This is a genomic window from Nocardia sp. NPDC051756 (assembly GCF_040681495.1).
GTDB lineage: Bacteria > Actinomycetota > Actinomycetes > Mycobacteriales > Mycobacteriaceae > Nocardia.
On the sequence record NZ_JBFAYV010000017.1, the window covers coordinates 82,507 to 104,939 of the forward strand.

A 22,433-nucleotide genomic window follows, 5' to 3' on the forward strand; every position below is an offset into this window, starting at 1 on the left:
CAGGTAGTCGAGGATCCGATCCCGGTCGGCGAGCTGCTCACTTCTTCCTCGTATTGCGTTCATTATGTTCACAGCCGATGGTCAATGGAAGACAGTGGCGCATTGACGCGGATCGGCCATTACATCGCGGACGATTAAACCGAGGTCGGTCCCACCACCGTTGAGCGGGTACGGAAAGTCGACGACCGGCTGACCGTCGACATGCACCCGGAATCGCGCGTGCCGTTGATCGACATGCTCCCAGCCGACGCCGACGGTGGGTGCGTCGAGGTCGAATTCATTCGATCCGAGACGCAGCGTCAGCCGGCCTTCCTTGCGGTAGAACACGGCGAGCACATCACCGAAGTAGCCGAGCACGCCACCGACCGGGCCGGTGGCGGCCGGGATCGCCCGCAGGGACCCGCTGTCCGGATCGAACGACGCCCAGCGGCCGCCGTCGAGCGGCTGGATGACGACTTCGCTACTGCGCGAATCGTTCTCACCGTTCCAGCGGCGCCGGTCGCCGTTGCGCGAGCCCGCACCGTTGGCCGCTGCGCCGCCCATCGGCGGCATCACCGGTGGCGGCGGCAGCATCGGCTGCTGCTGATCGCCGACCGGTGCCCCGTTGAACTGCCCGGGGTTCGGCAGGTGTCCGTTCTGGCCGTTCTGGCCGGGGAAGCCGGGCTGTCCTGGGAGTGAAGACTGACCCGGGAGTGAGGTCGACCCAGGCTCTCCGGGGTACGGGGGTAGCGCCTGCGGTGGGTACGACGGCAGGCCGGACTGGCCGGGTGTCTGGGTAGGCGACGGATCCGGTGATGTGGGTGGGGTTGTCGGCGGTGTAGTTGGTGGGGTCGTCGGCGGGGTGGTTGGTGGGGTCGTCGGCGGCGTCGTGGGCGGAGTTGTCGGCGGCGTCGTCGGTGGCGTCGTCGGCGGCGTCGTGGGTGGCGTCGTCGGCGGAGTTGTGGGTGGCGTCGTCGGCGGAGTTGTCGGCGGCGTCGTAGGTGGCGTCGTCGGCGGTGTAGTTGGCGGCGTCGTCGGCCGGGTCGTCGGCGTGGTCGGCGGCCTCGGCGTGTGCGGCCGAGTCGGCGGTACCGGATTCCGTGGCGGAACCGGCGGATGCGTGGTCACCGGAGGGTGCGGGGGCACCGGCGGATGCGGAGGTTGCGGCGGCTCCGGCTTCTCCGGGAGTTCCGCCTCCGGTACATGGATATGGAGAGGGGGTCCCACCTCGGGCGGGAACTCGAACTCGTACTCGTGCGGCGGATGCGGTATGTGCGAACGGAACATCGGCGCCTGCGGCTCACCGCCGCGGAATCGATCGTCCCCACCGTCGTCGTTCCCGTTGTCCGAGCCGCGATCACGATTCGAGCCGCCGTCGATGGTGCCGCTATCCGACCCTGAATCGTCGTCGCCTGCGGAATCATCCCGGTCGGATTCCCGAGCCCGATCACGCGCGGACATCGAATCACCCGGCAGCTCAGCGGGATCGGTATCGTCGCCCGTGCGCTCGCGTTCCGCCACGGCGTCCGGATCGACCGGCTGCTCCCGATCGGAACCGTCGGCGTCGTTATCGCGATCCGGAGTCGAGCCCGGGTCGACCTCTTGCTCAGCCGGATCGGTGACTTCGTGGTCACCGAAGCGATCCGGGACCGGCCGGGTGCGCGTCGAATTGCCCTGCGGTTCGTGCTGGTTCGTGTTCTCCGTAGCCGGACGGGTCCGGTCGCCAGCACCGGGATCGAGCGAACGCAGCGCTTCGGCCTGGGTTTCGGCGCGACCCAACTCCGCCTCGATGCGTCCGACTTCCGCTTCGGCGACCAAGTAGTCCTTGGCCGCGCGCTCGAGTTCGGCGACCTGGTCCAGCCGGGCCTGCTGCTGGGTGACGTCCAGGGTCCGCGTCCGCAAATCCGCTGCGCGCGCTTCGATTTCCCGTTCGGAGCGCAGCTCGTGCGGTTCGATCGTCATGGACAAACCCTCGGCGGCCGCGGCACGCGCCGCTTCGGCGCGATCGAGCCGATCCTGAGCCTGCACCAGATCCAGTTCGAGGCGCTCGCGAAGTTCCTCGACCTCGCGCCGGGCCTCGGCGTCGACGTCGGGTTGCGTCGCTTCGTCGGGCTGGGTCGCCGGATCACGTTGCGTCGCACCATCGGGCTCCGCGACCGGGCCGGGCAGTTCAGGCTGCTGCCCGTTGCGGACCAGCGCGCGAGCTTGCTCGAGCGCGGTGTCGTGGCGTTCGATGTTCTGCTCACGCAACCGCACCTGTTCGGCGGCGTCCTCGAAATCGCGGAAGGCCTGCGACAGTTCGTCCACCCGGCGCTGCCCCGCCGGATCCGGCTGCTGCGCGCGCAGCTCGGCCAGCCGGGTCTCGACCGGCTCGGTGCCGCCGAACAGCCACGCCGGATCGATCCCCATGCCCTGCTCCAGCGCGAGCAGCGCGTCGGTGCGCGCGTCCAAAGTAGCTCGCGCCTCGGACAATTCGAGCTGATAGCGATCGCGCGGCAGGAACGGCGTCGATTCCGGCAGCGGCGCGGCGGCGTAGGGAATGCCCGCCCGCCAATCGGTCAGCGGCGGCCGGTCCGCGTCCCAGTGGAAGCCGAGACCGACCGCGTGCGTGTTCGCGTCGTGCCAGGTCTTGTTCCGGTTCTCGGGGTCGCGCAGGAACTCCGATTCGGCCAGCGCGTCGTAGAGCATCACGATGTCCTGCTTCAGCGGCCGGCCTGCCACGAGGCGGTTGATCGCCTCGGCGACGTCGGCCAGCTGATCCATCCGCTGCCGCACCAATCGTCCGGTGGGATCGGCGTAATCGGTGACCAGGTGCTCGTCGTTCATGAAGTGATCGAGGACCTGCTGGATCTGCTCGCGGGTGAAGCGTGGCGGCGGCAGGGCGCTGTCGGCGGTGGCGTCGTGCCACATGTGCGGCGCCAGCTCCGCGGCCATCCGATTGAGCCGTTCCTCGGTGACGCGGCCGTTGTTCTGCTGTTCCAGCAGCAGGGTCTGGATGTCGGCGATGGTGTCGCGCACCGCGATTCGATCATTGCTGTCGAACATGCCGAGCGTGCGGTCGGCCAGCTCATCGATCTGCCGGTCGATCCGATCCAGTTGCTCGGTGACGTCGGGCCGGGTCGGGTCGATGCCGCGGTGGGCGTCCACCAGTTCCTTGCGCACCAGGTCGATGAGCTTGCGTGCGGCGACCGACTGCTGATCCTCGCCGAACTGCGCCAACTGGGCGGCGATCGTGTCGGCCAACCGGTCGTCCGCGCGGAACCGGTCGTATTCGGCATCGGCCCAGTCCTGGACCCGCTGCCATTGCGCTACTTCGTGATCGAAGACCTGCTGCAACCACTCGGGGATCTGCACGTGCTCGTCCAGGCGCGAGTGTTCGCTCGCCTCCCAGCCGCGGAACATCGGCTGGATGTTGGTCTCCGGCGGCTTGTGCCAGTCGAATCCGTCCCACACCGTCGCGAACGGCGGCAGCTTCTGCAACCACGGCCGGGCCTTGACCCAGTCGCCGATCGCCGGATGCCGGTGGATCCAGTCTCGGACCGCGGGATGGTCGATCGCCTGGAGCAGGGTGCGGATATCCCGCTGGATGGCATAGAAATCGCCGCCGATGTGGAGGGTGACGATGTCATCCGCCGGTACGCCGCCCTCGAAGTATTCGACCGGCGCGCTCATCGGGTTCATCGGCAGCATGTTCTTCGCGATGTGCCCCGGCGGGATGTCGGCGAACGGGGTGGCCAGGTCGTTGATGTAGTCGGCGAGGCCGGCCCACCAGTCCGGGTTGCCCGGGTCGTATTCGCTCAGGCTGTCGCCACGGCGCAACTTGCCCTCGGCGTCCACATTGACCGACCAATCGGGCCTGCTCGGGTTGACCGTGTGCCAGTCCCCGGCAGCGTCGCGCCAGCGGACCACCAGCATGCCGGGGTCGCCGTTGATCCAGCCGGTCTCGGTGCGCTCCATCGGCGGACCCGGATGGATCACCGACTCCTGTCCGGGCGCGGTCTGCCGGTACTCGATCCGCGGGTGCCGCAACATCGCCTGTGCGACAGCGGAATTCGTGCGGATCGCGTGTTCGAGCGCGGCGTCGTGCAGCGCGTGCGGACGCGCCGGGTCAGGCTGCTGACCGAAGACCACGATCCGGGGGCGATCGCCCTCGATGATGCCGACCCGGTCGGTCGCCATCCGCCCGCCCTCGGTGTCGATGGCGTCGCGCCACTCGACTACCTCGTGCCAGCGCTCGGTGAGCTGGGTCATCCGGTCTTGCAGGCGGGTCATCGCGGTGTCGGCCCGGATGACGTCGGTCGCGGCCGACTCGAGCTCGTCGAGCATGGCCGGCCGGTGCGGATCGGTGCCGTCGTCGAGCTGCCGCTGTTGCCGCATCGTCTCGGCCAGTCGCTGGGGTTGCGGGCCGAGATCGGACAGCGGAATATGCAGTCGCTCCGCCAGATCCTCCAGGACCGCGCGCCGGCGCTTGCTGTCCTGGAAGATCGCCGCCTGCTGGTTGGCCAGCCGATCCAGTGCGGTGACCACGTCCGCGGACAGCGGCCGGTCCCGGTTCACGTTCTCGCCGTGCAGCACCTGCAACCTGGCGTCGATCCGGTCGACGGCCGTGTCGAGCAGATTGAACGCCTCGACGGCCTGGATCAGTTTGCGAATGGATCGTTCGCGCAGCTGACGCTCGGGTCCGGCCACCGGCTCGTGCACGACCCTGGCGGGGTTGTCCAGGTTGGCGGGCACCCGCACCGACCGGCTCCGGGCTTCCCGGTGCAGCTCCATCACCCGCTGGGCGAACGCGTCACCGGTCAGGTCGGGCACATCGAGTCGCGTGGCGATGGCATCCCGCACCGCACGAGCAGCTTCGCGCTCGCGCGCCAGCTCGCCCCGTTCCTCGAGCAGGCGGTCGTATTCGGCCTCCCGGGTTTCCGCCGGACCGGTCAGCTCGTCCATTCGGGCGATCTCGGCGGTCAACCGGTGGATCGTCGCCTCGGTCTCGGGCACCCGGTTGGACAACCGCTCCAGTTCCTTGACCCGCAGCAGGTCGTGCGGTTGCCACTCCTGCCCGTCGGGTCGGCGGTGGTTCAACTCGCGCAGTGTGTCGGCGAGGTCGTCGCCCGGGCGCAGCGCCGACCAATTTTCGGCCGGGTCGACGCCGAGCAGCTCGGCCAGTTCGTTGCGGCGGCGGGTCGCGGCGTCGAGGTCGCGGACGGCGAGGTCGCGCGCTTCGACCAGTTCGGCGCGGCGTTCGGCGTTGTCCGCCAGGTGCGCCGGGTTCGGCTGCGGGGCGTCCTCGGTTCTGGTTGCGCCGCTTCCGTTTTCGGGGGTGCCGGGCCGCTCGGGAGCACCCGGGTGTGGCCGTCCGGCGTCGCCCGGATCGCCGGGAGCCTCGGATCGGGGCGCAGCGCTGTCCGGGCGCACGTTCTGCTCGAGCATCGTCAACCGGTCGAGCACCGACTGGTGCCAGTCGGGGTGATCGGCGAATTCCGGTGCGAGCGCTTCGATCCGGCCGCGGATCTCGGCCAGGTCGGCCGCGCTCAAATCATGCTGACGCCACTGCAATTGGCCGTCGGGGCCCACCTCGAGGAAGTGATGGGCGAAACCACTGGTGGTTTCGGCGTTCGGGCGCTGCCCGCCGCCGAACGCGAGGCTGTGGTCGATGCCGCTGATCACGCCGTCCCGCGTGACCAGCCAGTTCGTCATGCCGCGGTCCGGCATCCGAATCAGCGTGTCCAGCAGGCCGAGCCGGACACCGGCCGGGGTGTTGGTCAGCCCGGTCTCCTGCGGGCTCCACGCGCCGGGATGCCGGCCGCCCGCCCAGTCGCCGGGCATGAGCTGCATGTAGACCACGTGGTCGCCGGCCCGCACGACATGCGGCACGTTCGCACCGACGGCGTGACCGATCTGTGCCGCATGCACTTCCGCGTCGGCGTGCTGAATATTGCCGAGCGTCTTGCGGATCAGCTGCGTGCCGTCCTCGAGGGTGATCCGCGTCGCCTCGTCGCTGATCCGCTCGAAGTGGATAGGCTCACCGGACGCCAACGCGGCCTCTACCCGAGCCACCGCCTGCGCGAGCGCCGCAGCCTCGGGATCGGTTTCAGTCGGCTCCTGGACCGGGCCGCCCTCCGGCGGACGATGGCCGTCGCTGGAATCACCGTCGCCGGGATCACCTTCCTGCGGCGGCGCCGGCGGTTGCGGCGGCTTCTTTCCACCGTCGTCGCCGCCGGTCGCCGGCTTGGGCGCCGACTCATCGACGACCGGCTGTTCCGGACGCTGCGGTGCGGCTGGTCGTTTCGGACCGGAGTCACCTGGCTGGGCGGGCCCACCGGACGGTTCGTCCGGCGCGGGCGGATCGCCGTCCGGGCGCACGTTCTGCTCGAGCTTGGTCAACCGGTCGAGCACGGACTGATGCCAGTCCGGATGATCGGCGAACTCCGGTGCCAGCGCCTCGATCCGGCCACGGATCTCGGCCAGCTCCGCCGCGCTCAAATCATGCTGACGCCACTGCAATTGGCCGTCGGGGCCCACCTCGAGGAAGTGATGGGCGAAACCACTGGTGGTCTCGGCATTCGGGCGAATCCCGCCGCCGAACGCGAGGCTGTGATCGATACCGCTGATCACGCCGTCCGGAGTGACCAGCCAGTTCGTCATGCCGCGGTCGGGCATCCGGATCAGCACATCGAGCAGGCCGAGGCGAACGCCGCTCGGTGAGTCGGTCAACCCGGTATCCCGTGGGCTCATCGCGCGGGACTGCTGCGTGTCGGCCCAGTCGCCCGGCATGACCTGCATGTAGATCACGTTGTCGCCGGCCCGCACGATGTGCGGCACGTTCGCGCCGACGGCGTGCCCGACCAGGGACGCGAGCTGTTCCGCGTCGCCGTGCCGAGGGTTGGTGAGCACCTTGCGGATCAGCTGTGTGCCGTCCTCGAAGGTGATCAGCTCCACCCGCTCGGCCCGACGCATCGCGCCCTCGCTGAGCACCTCGACCCGGAACGTCTCGCCGTTGGCCTCCGCGGCCTCGACCCGAGCCACCGCGCGAGCGAGAGCCGCTGCGTCCGAACCGGTTTCGCTCGGATCGCCGGCGGGTTCACCCTGCGGCGGACGGTGGCCGGCGGAACCGCCGTCATCTGGATCGCCGGCCATGGGCGCTGTCGGCGGTTGCGGCGGCTTCTTTCCACCACCGCCACCGTCGGCGGCCGACTGGACGGTCGAATTCTCCGGCGTCTCCTCGGCTTGCACCTCGGCCGGACGCAATTCCCCGGCGGGGTCCGGAACGTTCGGCGGCGCCAGGTCTACGACACTCACCCGGCCCTGATCGTCGACCAGCACCTGCCGGTAGACGACCTCGACACCCTGCTGGTCCAGGTTGGCGCGCAGTTCGGGGCCGATGAGGTGCACCGGTTCGCGGAACGGCGTGGCCACCAACAGCCGCTGGGCATCGCCCGGCAGAACGGCTATCCCGTCCGCATTGGCCAGTGGGCGGCCTTCCGTGGCGAGCAGGTCGCGCGCGGCCACCGTGGCGGCTTCGGTGCGCAGGTGGTTCACCGTCCGGATCGACTCGTGGTACCGGCCGAGCGTCCTGGACACCTCGCCGGTCGCTTGCACGATCTCGCCGTAATGCTGTTGTGCCACACGCAGATCGGCGAAATGCTGCACCATCTCGGCAGACGGGACCTGCTCGCGGTTATTGAGTTCCGCGACCCGCGCCTCTGCGTCGTCGTGCACCGCACGGACTTCCCGCTCCAGGTCGCGGGCATTGAGCCCATCCGCGTTCACCCCGAGCGCACGCGCCATCGTGCGCGCCTGATCGAGCAACCGCGCACCGTTGTCGGCCGCAGCGGTCATCCGATCGACGATCCCGTCGAAATCCACTGCGCGAGCAGACGGTTCGTACGAACGCGGGTCACCCACCGTCGACCACTCACCGGACGGCTCGACCGCGGGCGGACGGTTGCCGACTTCCTCCGCAGGCTTGACCGGCGCGCTCGCGGGCTCGTTCGGCTCTCCGGTCGGCCGTTCCGGCTCGGTCACCGGCCGGTTCGCCTCGGTTGCCGGCTTGCTCGCCTCCCCTGCCGGATTGTCGACTGCGCTCGGTTCCTCAACCGACTTGTTCTGGGCCGCAGCATCATCCGCCGGTGGGGTGCTCTGCATATCCTTCGGCTGCGGGGCCTCGCCGGTGGGCGGCTTCTTCGCGCCGCCGCCATCACTGGGTGCGTCTGGTTCTGGGCGGGTTGCGGCCAGGGGTGGGGCGTCCGGCGGGTCGGTTCGGTGTACCTGGGTGCGGCCGTCTTCGCCGGGGACGAGGCGGTAGACGACGACGTTGTCACGGTTCGGGCCGACCAGCTCATCGAGTTCCGGATGTACCGCGGCGGCCCGGTCGAGCAGCGTCGTCGGGTCTGCCGATTCGCCGCGCAGCACGGCGATCACCTGTGGTGGATCGCCGGGGACAACACCGATCTGCGGCACACCGTCGAGCGGCTCCGCACCGGCCTCGAGCATCGTGTTCTTTCGCAGCTGATCAGCCAGCTGCTGATCCCGCTCGGCCGCGTCGCGCTCGGCGAACCTGTGCCGCTCGAACGCTTCCTCGGCCGCGGCCGGATCCTGCGCCTGCCGAAGCTCTTCCTCAGCTTCGTCCCTGGCCCGCACAGCGTCGGCCTTCACCTGCTCCAGGCGATCGATCTCGTTACTGCGTTGCCGCGCATCGGCTTCGGCGAACCGTTGCTGCTCCGCCAAAGCCTCCGCAGACCGAGCGAGAACCTCCGGCGAGTCAGTCCGGTGCACCTGCGTACGGCCGTCCTCACCGGGAACAAGGCGGTAAGTGGTGACATTGTCGCGGTTCGGGCCGACCAGATCACCAAGCTCCGGATGCTGCGCGACCGCACGATCAATCAACGTGGTCGGATCCGTCAACTCACCGCGCACGACAACGATTGCCTGCGGCGGATCGCCTGGAATGATGCCGATCTGCGGCGCACCGTCCAACGGCTCCGCGCCCGCTTCGAGCATCGTGTTCTTCCGCAGCTGGTCGGTGAGCTGCTGATCCCGCTCAGCCGCATCCCGCACGGCGTACTTGTGCCGCTCGTACGCCTCGTCGGCTTCGGCCGGATCCTGCGCCCGGAGATGTTCCGCTTCGGCCTCGTCCCGAGCCCGGATGGCGTCGGCCTTGGCCTGCTCCAGCCGATCGATCTCGTTACTCCGTTGCCGCGCATCAGCTTCGGCAAACCGCTGCTGCTGCAGGACTTCGTCCGTCACCTGTGTAGGCCGATTCGCCTCGGCCACCGGCTTATTCGCTGCGCTGTCCCCGGTGGGCGCGGGCCTCTCGCCCACCGGCGTGGGAGTTTCGCGCACCGACGCAGGCGCCTCGCCCACCGACGCAGGCCTCTCGCCCACCGACGCGGACGTCTCACGCACCGGCACAGGCGTCTCACGCACCGGCGCGGCCTCATTGACCGGCTCGTTCGGCTTGTTCGCCGGCTTGTCCGCTACCGCCGTCGGCTCTTTGCTCGGCTTGTTTTGTGCCGCAGCATCATCCGCAGCCGGAGTGGTCTGCACCTCGGCCGGCTTCGGCGCCTCGCCAGTCGGTGGCTTCTTCGCGCCGCCGCCATCACTCGGTGCGTCGGGCTCTGGGCGGGGCGCTGCCAAGGGTGGGGCGTCCGGCGGGTCGGTCCGGTGCACCTCTGTGCGGCCGTCTTCGCCGGGGACGAGGCGGTAGGTGGTGACGTTGTCGCGGTTCGGGCCGACCAGATCATCGAGTTCCGGATGTACCGCGGTGGCTCGATCGATCAGCGTGGTCGGATCCGTCTGCTCACCGCGCACCACAACGATCACCTGTGGCGGATGGCCGGGAACGACACCGATCTGTGGCACACCTTCCAGGGGCTCCGCGCCCGCTTCGAGCATCGTGTTCTTGCGCAGCTGATCGGCGAGCTGCTGATCCCGCTCGGCCAGCTCACGCTCGGCATGGTTGCGCTGCTCGTACGCGGCCTCCGCCTCGCCCTGGTCCGCCGCCTCGTCCAGCCGTCTCGCGGCATCGTCTCTGGCCCGCACCGCGTCGGCCTTGGCCTGCTCCAGGCGATCGATCTCGTTACTGCGTTGCCGCGCATCGGCTTCGGCGAACCGCTGCTGCTCCGCCAAAGCCTCCGCAGACCGAGCGAGAACCTCCGGCGAATCGGTCCGGTGCACCTGTGTGCGACCGTCTTCGCCAGGGACGAGGCGATAGGTGGTGACGTTGTCGCGATTCGGTCCGACCAGATCACCAAGCTCAGGATGCTGCGCGATCGCTCGATCGATCAACGTGGTCGGATCCGTCTGCTCACCGCGCACCACGACTATCGCCTGCGGCGGATCACCCGGAATGATGCCGATCTGCGGCGCGCCGTCGAGCGGCTCCGCACCGGCTTCGAGCATGGTGTTTTTTCTGATCTGCTCGGCGAGCTGCTGATCCCGCTCGGCCGCATCCCGTACGGCGTACTTGTGCCGCTCGTACGCCTCGTCGGCTTCGGCCGGATCCTGCGCCCGGAGATGGTCGTTTTCGGCCTCGTCCCGAGCCCGGATAGCGTCAGCTTTGGCCTGCTCGAGCCGATCGATCTCGTTACTCCGTTGCCGCGCATCGGCTTCGGCGAACCGCTGCTGCTGCAACAACTCTTCCGCGGTCGGCCCGGGCGCTTCCGGTTTCGCGTTCGAACCCGCTTCCAGCACGGGCACTTCCGGCTGCTCACCACGGATCGCCGCGCGGGCGCGGTCGAGTTTGCCGTCGTGCTGTTCCAGGCGCTGTTCGAGGCGCATGACCTCCGCGGTGGAGTCGTCGAAATCGCGCAGCGCGGCCGACAGGTCATCGATGTGCCGGCGACCGTCCGCGTCCGGCTGCTGGTTGCGCAGGTTGGCCAGCCGGTCGGCGGGATCGGCGGCCCGGAACAAACTCTCGGGATCGACGCCGGCTACCCGCGCGGCTTCGAGCAGTGCGCGTGAACGGGTGTCCCACAGCGCCTTGGCGTTGGCCAATTGATGCTCGTAGCGGTCGCGCGGCAGGAACGGCTCCGGCGCATGCAGTGGTGCAGGCGCGTACGGGATATTCGCGCGATCGCCGGTCAGCGGCGGCCGGTTCGCATCCCAGTGGAAGCCCTCGGCCACCGCGTGCGCGTTCGCGTCATGCCAGGTCCAGCGCCCGTTCGGCGGCGGCGGAGTGCGCAGGAAGTTGGATTCCGCGAGTGCGTCGAGCATGAGGACGATATCCGCGGGGAGCGGCTTGCCGTCCACGATCCGGTTGATCGCCTCGGCCACGTCGGCGAGCTGGTCCATCCGCCGCGTCGTCAGCCTGCCGTTGGGATCGGCGTAATCGACGGCCGGGTGCTCATCGACCATCAAATGATTCAGGATCTGCTGAATCTCGTCCCGGGTGAAGACCGGATATTCGTGCTTCGGCGGGGCGCCGTCGGGTTGCGGGCGATCGGGGAACGGGTCGGGCCAGTTGTGCTCTTCGATCTTCGGCGGCAGCGGACGAATGTCCGGGGCCAACTCGTCGACGATCCGGGTGATGTCGGCGTCGGTGATCGGCTGCTCGTTCCGGACATCGAACAACCGTTGCCCGTTATTGATGTCGAGCAACTGCTGCCGGATTTCAGCGATCTTGTGCCTGATCGCCACCCGATCGTCGGTGGCGAAGTGGTCGAAGGAATCGTCGGCGATCCGGTTGATGGCTTCGTTGATCCGCTGCACCTGGCGGTCGATGCCGGCTTGGTCCGGAGCGATACCGCGATGCGGATCGACCAGTTCCTTGCGGATGCGATCGACCAACTCCTGTGCGTCGACCCGCATCTGCTCTTGCCGGTGCTCGGCCAGTCGTTCGGCCATCCGGTCGGCGAGCTGATCGTCGGCCCGGAACTTGGCGTATTGCTTGTCGGCCCACTCCTGTACTTCCCGCCAGTTCGCGACATCCTCATCGATCGCAGGCCGCAGCCAGTCCGGAATCTCGACCCTGGAATGCTCGGCCGGCTCCCAGGTGCGGTACATCGGCTGGAAATTGGTCTCCGGCGGCCGGTGCCACTGGAACGACGACCACATGGTGCCGACCGGGAAGAACCGCTTCAGCCACGGACGCGCCAGTACCCAGTCGCCGATCGCCGGATGCCGATGAATCCAGTCCCGGACGAGCGGATGGTCGATCGCCATGAACAAGGTGCGGAGATTGCGTTGAATAGAAGCGATGTCGCCGCCGAGATGCTGGCTGACGATGTCGTCGGCCGGCATGCCGTTGTCGAAATACCTGGTCTCGACGTTCATCGGGTTCAGTTGGAGCATGTTCTTCGCGATATGCCCGGGCGGGATATCGGCGAACGGCGTCGCCAAGTCGTTGATGTAGTCGGACAGGCCGCCCCACCAATCCGGATTGCCCGGATCGTATTCGTGGCCCGCGTCAGGACCGCGGTTGGTGCGCTGGCTCGGCTTGGTCGGATCGACGTCATGCCACTGACCGTCCGCGTCCTGCCAGCGCACCATCACCAGGCCGGGGTCACCGTTGATCCATCCGGTGGCAGTGCGCTCGACGGCCGGACCACCCATCGGCTCCTGCCGCACGGTGCCGTCCGGATCGACGACCACCCGCTGGTATTCGATCCGCGGTTGCCGCATCATCGCCTGTGCCACAGCCGGATCCGTCAGTATCGCGTGCGCCAGCGCGTCGTCGTGCCCCGCGCGGGACGGCTCGAATTCCGCGCGCGGACCGAACACGATGATGCGCGGACGCTCCCCGGGCACCAAGCCGACCCGGTCGGTGACCATCCGGCCGCCCTCGGCCGCGACGAGATCCCGCCACACACCGTTGAGCCGTGCCATCTCGTCGCGCAGCTTGCCCATTTCGTGCTCACCGACGAGCACGTCGCGCGCGGCGGCTTCCAGCTCATCGAGCACGCGGTGGCGCTCGGCCATCTCGCCGTTGTCCACCCGCATCGTGCGCGTGCGATGCCAATCCAGAGCTTTTTCCAGGTCACGCGGATGCGGGCCGAGCTCCGATACCGGAATCCCGAGCCGCCGGGCCAGGTCCTCCAGCACCGGTCGGCGCGCCTCGACCTCGCGGAGCAGGTCGGCGTACTCGTGGGCCAGGCGATCGAGGGCGGTGCCGGTATCGTCGCCGGGCGGGCGCTCGCCGACGACGCCTTCGGCGCGCAGCTGCGCGAGGCGTGCGTCCTTCTCGGCGATGGCCGCGTCCAGACGCTCGCAATCGCGCATGGCATCACTGAACTTGCGGAGGTCACGCAGATGCAATTCGCGCTCGGAACCACTGAGCTGTTCCCGGACGATCCGTTCCGGGGTGTCCAGGTTGCCGGGGATCCGGGTCCGCCGCGATTGCGCCTGGTCGTACAGCTCGAGCATGCGACGTTCGAACGCGGCGCCGGTCAGATCCGTGAACCCGAGGTAGGTGGCGATCTCTTCGCGCTTCGCCCTGGCGAATTCGCGCTCATGGTCCAGTAGACGCCGCTCCTCGAGCAGGCGGGCGTACTCGCCCTCCGGGGTCTCGAGTCGTGCGGCTTCGCGTGCGGCGTCCAGCTCGGCCAGCTCGCGATCGATCCTGGCGATCTCGTTGTTCGCGTCATGGACCCGGTTGGACAGCTGCTCGAGCTCGTCGATGCGGGCGTGCTCGCGCGGCTGTTCGCGCACCTCCATGGTGCGGTTGCGCAACTCCTCCAACGTTTGCGCGAGATCGTCGCCCGGACGCAGTGCCGCCCAGTCGTTTTCCGACGAGACGCGCAGGCGGCCGGCCAGCTCGTCGCGCTGCCGCTGGAGCGCGTCCCGCTCGGCGACGACACGATCCCGCTCGGCTTCCAGCTCGTGCTGGCGTGCGGCGAACGGGTCCTCGGGGGGCGGCGTGCCGTCGGTCTCGTGCGGCGGCTTGCCGTCGGTCTCGTGCGGCGGCTTGCCATCGTTCTCGTGCGGCGGCGTCCCGTCACCGGGCTTCCGATCGCCGTGGTTCGTGCCGTCCTCACCCGGATCACCAACGGGCGGTGTCGATTCCGGCGGCTTCTTCCCGCCGCCCGCGCCCGCAGGTTCGGGCTGCGGGCTGGATTCCTCGCGCGGCCAGACCTTCACGTCGCCCTCGTGCGGAACCTCGCCCCCGGGCTCCGGAGTCCGGTGCTTGCCCGCCTCCGCGGACGGCACCTCCGGCTCGGGGCGCGGCAGCGTGCCGTCGGCGATGTCGCGCGAGAACTCGGCCCGCAAAGCCAGCATCCGCGCCCGCCATTCGGCGTGGTCGGCCGCCATCTCCGAGGCCCAGTCCCGCGGTTCGGTATCCGCGATCCGCCGCATCTCGGTGGCATGATCGGCGGCCATCCGCGCCGTCCACTCGGCGGTCTCGGCCCGCATCCGATCGGCCCAGTCCGCGGTGCTCTCGTGCCGCCCGTTGCCGTCGTTCCCGGTGTCCGAGTGATCCGGACGGTCGCCCCCCACGACGGGATCGTCCGTGCCCGCGTCGGCCGGACGCACCGGAGTCGCGGACACCTCGTCGGCCGGTTTGATGACCAGGTAACCCTTTTCGTGGGCCTCTTGCTCGGTGAAGATCCCGGCGATGTCCTTGACCTTCGGGATCGGGCTGTTGCCCTCGTGCACGTCGACGAGCTTCATCAGCCCTTCGGGCGTGGTGGCCGCGACGTCGAGATCGCTGTCGGGGTGGAACGGCGCGCCGGACTTCTCCGAGATGCCGGTTTGCCGGCTGCCGAAGATCACCAGTGGCTCACCGGTTTCCGCGACGGATTTCCTTGCGGCGTCCAGCATTTCGGGCGTCACGCCGGGACCGGGTTCGCCGATCACTTCGACCTCGGGCAGGCCCCCTTCCGGCGGCCTCGGCAACACCCCATCCATGGCGTCGTGGCGCAGGCTGTCCGGGTCGTTGTGGCGGCCGTCGTAGGCCTGACCGACTCGCCGGTCCGGTGCGGGTGTCGCGGCCTCCGCGAGCAGGCGCGCCCGATCCACCGGACTCAGCTTGTGCTCCGGCTGGCCTTGGGTGTCGAAAATGACGGCGCGCGTGCTGCTCAGATCCCGTGGCACGCGGGGCGGGTAGCCATGATCGGCCACGCCGGCGCCGAGGTCACGGACCACGATGTCGCCGCCTTGATTGACCAGCAGATACGCGTGCGCGCCGACGCCGTGGTTGTCTCGATAACCCGAATAGGCGTCGACGACCAACGCGGACGATCCATCGCCCAGCGCCAGCAACCTTTGCTGAATGTCGTTGTGCGAGGTGAGTTCCAGTCGCCCGCCCGCCGCGGCCATCAATTCGCCGTCGGTCATCCCGTCGGGACCGATTACCCGCTCCGGCATCCGAATATGGTCGCCGCCGTACATCGCCCGGAGTTCGCCGAGCGACAATTCGCCACAGCGACCGCGGCGGTCATCCGGAAGATTGAACGCATCGTCGGACGAGTGGTGCTGGGACTGGAAACCGCCCAGATTGTCCATCGGGACCGGGACATTGTTGCGCTCGAGATCGAACCGGGTGATCGTCACCTCACCCTTGATATTGGTGTGCGCCTTATAGTATTCGACCTCGAGCGTGCCGTCGCGATGCGCTTTCAGCAAATCCTCTCTGGTCTTGAGGAACGCCTTTCCTTCATCGCTGTTGGGATCGAGACCGCGCTCGCGCATCTGCTCGGGCGTCTCGTTCAGGATCTGCTTGAGATTCCGGTCGATGGCGAGGGTGTTCCGGAGATACTCCGGGGAGCCCTGCTCTGAACGGCCGTAAGGGGTTTCGGCGCCCTCCAGGGTCGAGCCGACACCCTTGGCCTCGATCACCATCAGCTTGGGCGGCGGGCCTGGTACGAACATGGCGAAGTCGACCGAGTAATTGCCATCCCAGGCACCCTCGAACGGGGTGATCTGCACGGCGCCGTCGGGCAGGTGCCCGAATGATCTGGCGCCCAACTCGCCCAGCAATTTCGAGGTGGTGTTCATTTGATCGCCGAGCAGATTGTATTTCTCTGCTTGGGCTTTCATTTCCGCCAGGCGATCCAGCTTGGCGTCCGTAGCCGCGTCGTCCAGGCCCATGGCCTCGATTTCCCGCGTCTTTGCGGCGATGAGCTTTTCCAGCTTCTTCTCACTGAGCTGGTGGACGTCGGTCTTGCCGTCCGAGTCCTTGATATCGAACTCGCCCATGAGCGGCTCGAGCAGATCACGCGCCGCTTTGCGGTCTATGCCCTGCTGTTGCCGCTCGGCGGAAGCCTTCGCCAGATCTTTGACGATCTCCGGGTCGGTGGGCGTATGCGGCTCCGGCGGGCCGAGGTCCTGGTGCCGATGCGCATATCCGCTGCTGCTGGCGCTGTTGGGATCGGTGGCGAAGCCGTTACGATCGCGCAATTGATGCGGATAAGTATCGCCGCGCCAGGTATTCGGCGCATCGCCGAATTTGTGCAATTTGCCGTCGGCGGCGCTTCGGTAATAGTCGGGGCCATCACCGGAACGACGTAGGTACCCGTCGGCGTCGCGGTTCATTCCCGGCGGCACCGGCTCGTGGGCCGGGTGCGGTGGCGGGTCCGGCACACTGCCGATCCGCGCCGGATCGCCGAGATCGGCTGGGTTGGCGAGCAATTCGTCCCGGATACGGCTGGGCACCTTGTCCACCGGCGTGCCGTCCGGCTTGAACATGATCGCGCTGACGCTGTGCAGTTCCTTCGGTGTCCGCGGCGGGTAGCCGTGCTCGGTCCCCATGCCGGGGTCGTGCACCTTGATCTGGCCGCCCTCGTTCACCAGCAGGTACGCGTGCGCGCCGACACCGTGCTCGTCGCGCGGACCCTTGTAGGTGTCCACGACGAGTGCGGTGGCGCCGTCGCCCATCTTCAACAGCCGGCGCTGGATCGCGTCGTGGCCGCCGGCGAAGTCGCGCAGCTGCCCGCCCGCGGCGCCGACCAGCTCGCGCTGGGTCATGCCGTCGACGCCAATAGTCCGCTCCGGCAATCGGATTCCGTCACCGAAGCGTTCTTGAAGTTGCCGCAGCGAGAGCTCGCCACACTTGCCGCGATTCGGATCGTCGGGCTCGAGCGGCCGCTTGCTGTCGTTGTCGCCGTCCTGGCGCGGTGCCGTGCCCTCGCCGTCGGTTGCATGCGGACGGGGCGTGCTGTCGGCGCCCGACTGCCGCGGATGTGCGGCGGCGCCCACATCCGCGACCGGGACGATCTGCACGTCGTCCTGCCGTGGGCGGCTGTCGGAGTCGTCACCGTGGTCACTACGCCGCGCGGAATCCGCGTCGCCGGCCCGGTTCGGGCCGTCGCCGACCGGCCGAGCGTCGTTCGCGCGCGGGCGTCCGGCCTCGTCCCTGGCGTGCGGCTCGGCCCCGGAGCGCGGCCGATCCGCTTGTGACGCACCGGCTTCCGGCTTGTTCCTGGACTCCGGGCCGTCCGCGTCCGAGCGCGGCCGAACTCTCTCGTCCGAATCCGGGTGCACCTGGACGTGCTCGTCCGCTCCGCCTGCCTTGCGCTCCGGCGCCCGGGACACCTCGGAACCACTCGACTCCGCGCGGATACCGGGAGTCGAATCCTTGCCTGCCCGAACAGGATTCGACTCCGAGACACCCGCACGCGAATCTCCGCGCGGACGATCGGCGCCGGGCTTGGCGTCCGGCGATCCGGCGCGCGAGTCGGTTGCCCTCGATTCTCCGCCGTGCCTGGCCTCGCCACCACGCCCCGGCTCCGCCCCGGCGGGCCGAGAGGTCGCGGCGTCACCGGCAGGCCTGGATGTGGCGGCGTCGCCGGCTTGCCGAGGTGCGGCACCGTCACCGCTTTGCCGAGGTGCGGCACCGTCGCCACTGTGCCGGGGGGCCGCACCGTCGCCGCCGGGTCGAGCTGTTGCGCCGTCGGCTCCTGGCCGGGCCGGCGCACCGTCGGCTCCTGGCCGGGCGGGCGCACCGTCGGCTCCTGGCCGGGCGGGCGCACCGTCGCCGATGCGTCCCGCATCGCCCGAATTATGGTTTACCGCAGCACTTCCCGGCTCTGCGCCAGAATGCTGCTGTGGCGAAACCGATCGATCGGCGCTGCTGCCGGACTCGCCGGTGCTGCTGTCGTGGGTGGTGCCACCGTCGGCGATGCCCGCCCGGCTGCGATCCGCGCCGCTACCGTCGGCTCCGCCCGGTTCGGCTCCGGCATGCTGCTCCGGCGAACCGGCACGACTCTCGGGGGCGCTGCTGTGCTGCTGCCCGCCGTCGGTGCCGCGACTTTCCGAATTACCTTGCTGCTGACCACCATCAGAGCCACGGCTCTCCGAACCGCCCTGCTGCTGACCGCCGTCGGTGCCACGACTTTCCGAATTACCTTGCTGCTGACCACCATCAGTACCGCGGCTCTCCGGACCACCTTGCTGCTGACCGCCATCGGAGCCACGGTTATCCGAATTACCTTGCTGCTGACCATCATTCGTGCCGCGGCTCGCCGAATCACCGCCTTGCTGCCGGTCGGCGTCGGTGCTGTAGGTCCGATCCGAGTCGCCGGTGCGCGAAGAGTCGCCGTTTTGCGACGAGGTGTCATCGGTCCGCGTGGACGACCCGTCACCCGAGTTGCCGCGATTGTTGGCCCCGCCGCCGACGTTGTCTCCGCCGGTCCGGTCACCACCCGTACCACCGTGCTCGCTCTGCCCGACCCCGCCGGTCTGCGTCGGGCTCAGACCATTGCTGCCGGCCGGACGCATGTCCGGGCCGCCATTGCTATGTGTACCAAGGCCTTCCGGTCCCAGACCCGCGTATCCGATCCGTGGCCCGCCCGGCGCCCCGACGCCGGTCGGCGCGCCCATTCGGCCGAAGTGAAAATTGGTGGCCCGCGCCTTGTTGCCACCGGACATCGCGCCGTTGGACAGGCCGGCGGTGATCATGCGCGGGTCGAAGTTGTTGAGCGCGCCGCCCCAGCCGTTGTGCATCACGTCGAGCGCGAATTGCGGTGCGTAGCCGGCGATCGACCCGGCGAAGCCCGCGCCGACGCCGGTGATCGCGCCCTTCATGCCAGGGCCCAAATCGACGTGCTTCAAACGGTTTCCGAGCCAATGGCCGGCCCCCGCACCGCCGAGCGCGCCCGCACCCGAGGACAGCGCGGTCATTCCGACCTGGTTCCAGTCGATGGCCTTGCGGTGGCCCTGTTCCTTCTGGATCCACTGGATCCCCAAGTCCTGGATGGTGCCAAGCGCCAGGTCCAGCGCGACGTGCTTGAAGAGGAACTTGGCGGTGCTGGTGATGGCCATCTTGATGGCGTGCTTGATCGCGGCCATGATCGACTGCCGGGCGATCATCCGGATGGTGACCCGGGTCGCGGCAATGGCGGCCAGCTCCACGGCGGGCGCGGTGGGCGGAAACAGCCACGCCGCGGCGAGTTCGATGGCCAGCAGTCCCAGCGAGGACCACATCATCCACTTGGCGTACTCGATCTCGGTACCGATGCCGTCGGCGGATTCGCCGATCTTGTCGAAGAATTCGGCGAGCTTCTTGAGGTTGTTGTTTTCCTGCTCTTTGCTGGCACCGGTGCCGTCGCGCATCATGTTGAACGCGCCCGCGATCTCATCGCGCGCCGCACCGGACGGATACGCCCCTAGCGCGGCGGACTTCGCCGCGTCGATATCGGCCATGATGCCGCGCAACTCTTCGGCGGCGTTGCGCCAGTCACCGGCCAGCGCCCGCATGCCGGTTTCCGAGCCCTCGGGCCAATCGCTACCGGCGACCCACCCGAGGGTTTCGAGGAGTCCATCCCAGAAGTCCATCTAGATCACCAACCGGAATCGGTGACCCCACGCTCCCGGGACTTCACAGTGTCGATCTGCTCGACATTGTCGAATGCCATGGCGGCGCTGTCGGTTTCGGCAGTGGTGGCCCGCTCCATCGAATCGGGTTTACTCAGTGACGCATGTATCTGCGCGGGCATCTGGCTGCTCAGATCCGGCATTCCTTCGACCAGATCCGACAGTTTCGGCAAGCGCGCCCGCTCCTGCTGGAACGGCGCGAGCAATTCCTGCGACTGGCGGCGCACGTCCGCGGTGGCTTCCTGCGCCGCCTGCGTGACGGCACGTGCCAATTCCGCGTATTCCAAATCCTCGACGCCTCGACCGAACTTGGTCTCGATAACGTTGCCGTCGGCATTGACCACGACGGTCACCCGGCCACCACGCACGGTGGCCTTACCCATCAGTGCAACGCGCTGTTGCTGCAATCGCGCGATCGAATGAAGCTGCGATTGCACCTCTTCCATCAGGCCGGCGACGTCTCCCCGAGAAAAATCGTGTGCCACGGCTACCGACCCTTACTCACCTGTTGAAGCTATCGCCATTGCGCTTATCCAAGTCCTGCTGCAACTGGTCGGCAACCTTCCGCTGGTCCTTGGCCACCTGCTTGAAGGAGCCCGCCATACCGGTGACGCCTTCGGTGAGATTCTTCTTCGACGACAGATATCCATCATCGCCGCCGGGACCGTTTGCGAACTGGCTACCCATCTTGTCGTCACCCCACGGGGCGCCGCGACCGGAGATCACTGAGTTCAGGTTGGTCACCACATCGGTGATCCGGTCGCCGACATGGGCAGTCTTACCCGCGGCAGCACGGAAATCGTCCGGGTCGAACTCGAATTTCTCGTCCGCCACAATGCACCCTTTCCCGCAGTGCGAGGGCAGCCAACCCCCGGCCCGATCCTGAAATCATTGGCGGAGTTCATGATCAGTTCACCCGACCTCCGCCGCCAGTCAATAAACCGTAACACCAAGAGTAGTGGTGGACCACTCCAACCGAACACCCCATTACTAGGGGCACCGGAGCCGATTTGTCGGCTCCCAGCAGCCAAGATCAGGCGTCCACCTGCCCGTGCCGCCGCTGGAATCGCTGCTCGAACTCGGCGATGTAGAGCGAGGGCGCCACCGAGGACGACGACTGTTCCAGCACGCCGTCGTCGGCGATGTAGAACAGCGCCCGGCCGATCGCGATCTCGCCCGGCGCGGTCGGCACGTACACCATCCAGCCGATGCTGATCCGGTCCGCGCGCAGGCCGTCCATCGGATACCGGGAGGTGTCCATGCCGCTGTTCAGGATGAACTGCCGGACCCTGGCGATGGCGTCTTCCTGCGGCATCGGCTCCGGCACCGTCATCGTCACGCCGGCCATGGTGAGCTGGTACAGGGCGCTGTCGATCTCGAAGCCGCCGTCTTCGCCGAACACATCGACCAGGGTGGAGCGGGTGACCACGCCGATCTCCGCGGCGGACACCAGATTGGCCACCGCTTGCCGTAGCCGCGGGCTCGGCGATTCCGCGATCAGGCCGGACACGATGTCGACCACGGAATCCGGCGACCACATGCCGGGCACCGCGTCGCTGAGTTCGTCGGCGATCGGTGAATCGCCGCGATACCAGTTGCCGCCTTCCCACCAGTAGCAGAACGAGAGCAGGCCGCCGGCCGCGCGCGAGTTCAGCACCGGATTGGCTACCCACTCCGGCGCGCCCGCGTACAGGTCGGGCATCGGCACGCCCTCGTTGTAGACAGCGTTCAATTCCGGTGCGTTCCATACCCCGCCGGACAGCACGGCCCGGCCGCCCGGCACCGAGTACAGCGTGGAGCCGCTGCGCTTGGACCCTTCGAACCAGCTCAACGCGGGCAACACGCGCGGACCCAGCGGCGATCCGGCCGCGACGAATGCCGCGGCGATCACCGCCCAGCGGGCCGCCAGCAGCGGGAACGCCGGAAAGTCCGTGGGCGCCAGGACTCCGCGCCTGCCCGCGTCGCGATCCGCCCTGGCCTGGGCCGCGGCGTCCTGCGGCGTCCGCGACTGCCGATCGGCATGCCCGATGTAAGCCGCCAGCCACACCGGCAGCACGTCGCGCGGATAGACCTCCAGGTCGGCGCGATAGATCTCCGGTGCGAAGAGTTGTTCGTCGGGGAACGGCTGGTCGCCGTAGTCGTAATCGACCTCGACCTGACCGCTGCTGGTCAGCGTCATGCTGTACCGCCACCACGGTCCGTCGCTGAGCTGAGCCGACACGTGCCGGTGCTGGCGGACCAGGGCCAGCACCTCTTCCGGCGGGTAGGCCCGCGCCATGCGTTCCTCGTCGTCGGTGAACACCGCGAGGGCCACCTCGGCGGCGACGGTCACCGCGAAGACCGCTTCCAGTCGCTGCCAGCCGTCCGGACCGGCCCCGCCCAATTCCCTGGCGATCTGATGGCTGATCGCGGTGGCCACCTCGGCCGGGTCCGCCACCGGCGGCGCGGCCAGTCCGCCGGCGAGGGTGAAACCGACGTCGGGTTCCTGGTCGCCGGACTCGGGGACGACCGGCTCACCGGGTTCGGCGAAGCCGTTCTGCTGCTCGGGGGTGGCCAGGAACTGCTTCATGAAAGCCGTTTGGGCGGCGGTCGTCTCGGCCCCGGCCGGCGCGCCGGAATGATCGTGATCCGGCGCAGGCTCGTCGCGCGGCCCGGGGTCCGGAGCCTGGTCGTCTGGACTGGTCACGTCGCGGAAATCTCCTCATCTG

At 68.5% G+C, this 22,433-nt stretch carries 4 protein-coding genes; all 4 read right to left on the bottom strand.

Features of this window, described 5'->3' with window-relative positions:
* Positions 1 to 81: 81 nt before the first annotated feature.
* Positions 82 to 19,686: a hypothetical protein gene (locus AB0M22_RS43225; RefSeq protein WP_364739253.1), complete on the bottom strand. Its 19,605-nt coding sequence runs from the start codon at positions 19,684 to 19,686 to the stop codon at positions 82 to 84.
* 5 nt (positions 19,687 to 19,691) lie between these two features.
* Positions 19,692 to 20,210 carry a YbaB/EbfC family nucleoid-associated protein gene (locus AB0M22_RS43230; protein ID WP_364739255.1) on the bottom strand — a complete coding sequence of 173 codons (519 nt, stop codon included), beginning with the start codon at positions 20,208 to 20,210 and terminating at the stop codon, positions 19,692 to 19,694.
* 16 nt (positions 20,211 to 20,226) lie between these two features.
* Entirely contained in the window at positions 20,227 to 20,559 is a 333-nt protein-coding gene (locus AB0M22_RS43235; RefSeq protein ID WP_364739256.1) for a hypothetical protein, read from the bottom strand.
* Positions 20,560 to 20,758: 199 nt separating this feature from the next.
* The gene (locus AB0M22_RS43240) at positions 20,759 to 22,411 is read right to left on the bottom strand and encodes a hypothetical protein (RefSeq protein WP_364739258.1); all 1,653 of its coding nucleotides are present in this window, start codon (positions 22,409 to 22,411) and stop codon (positions 20,759 to 20,761) included.
* Positions 22,412 to 22,433: the final 22 nt, after the last annotated feature.

Coding starts and splice junctions, on each gene's coding strand:
- AB0M22_RS43225 (WP_364739253.1), bottom strand. CDS start 19,686: ATGGACTTCTGGGATGGACTCCTCGAAACCCTCGGGTGGGTCGCCGGT.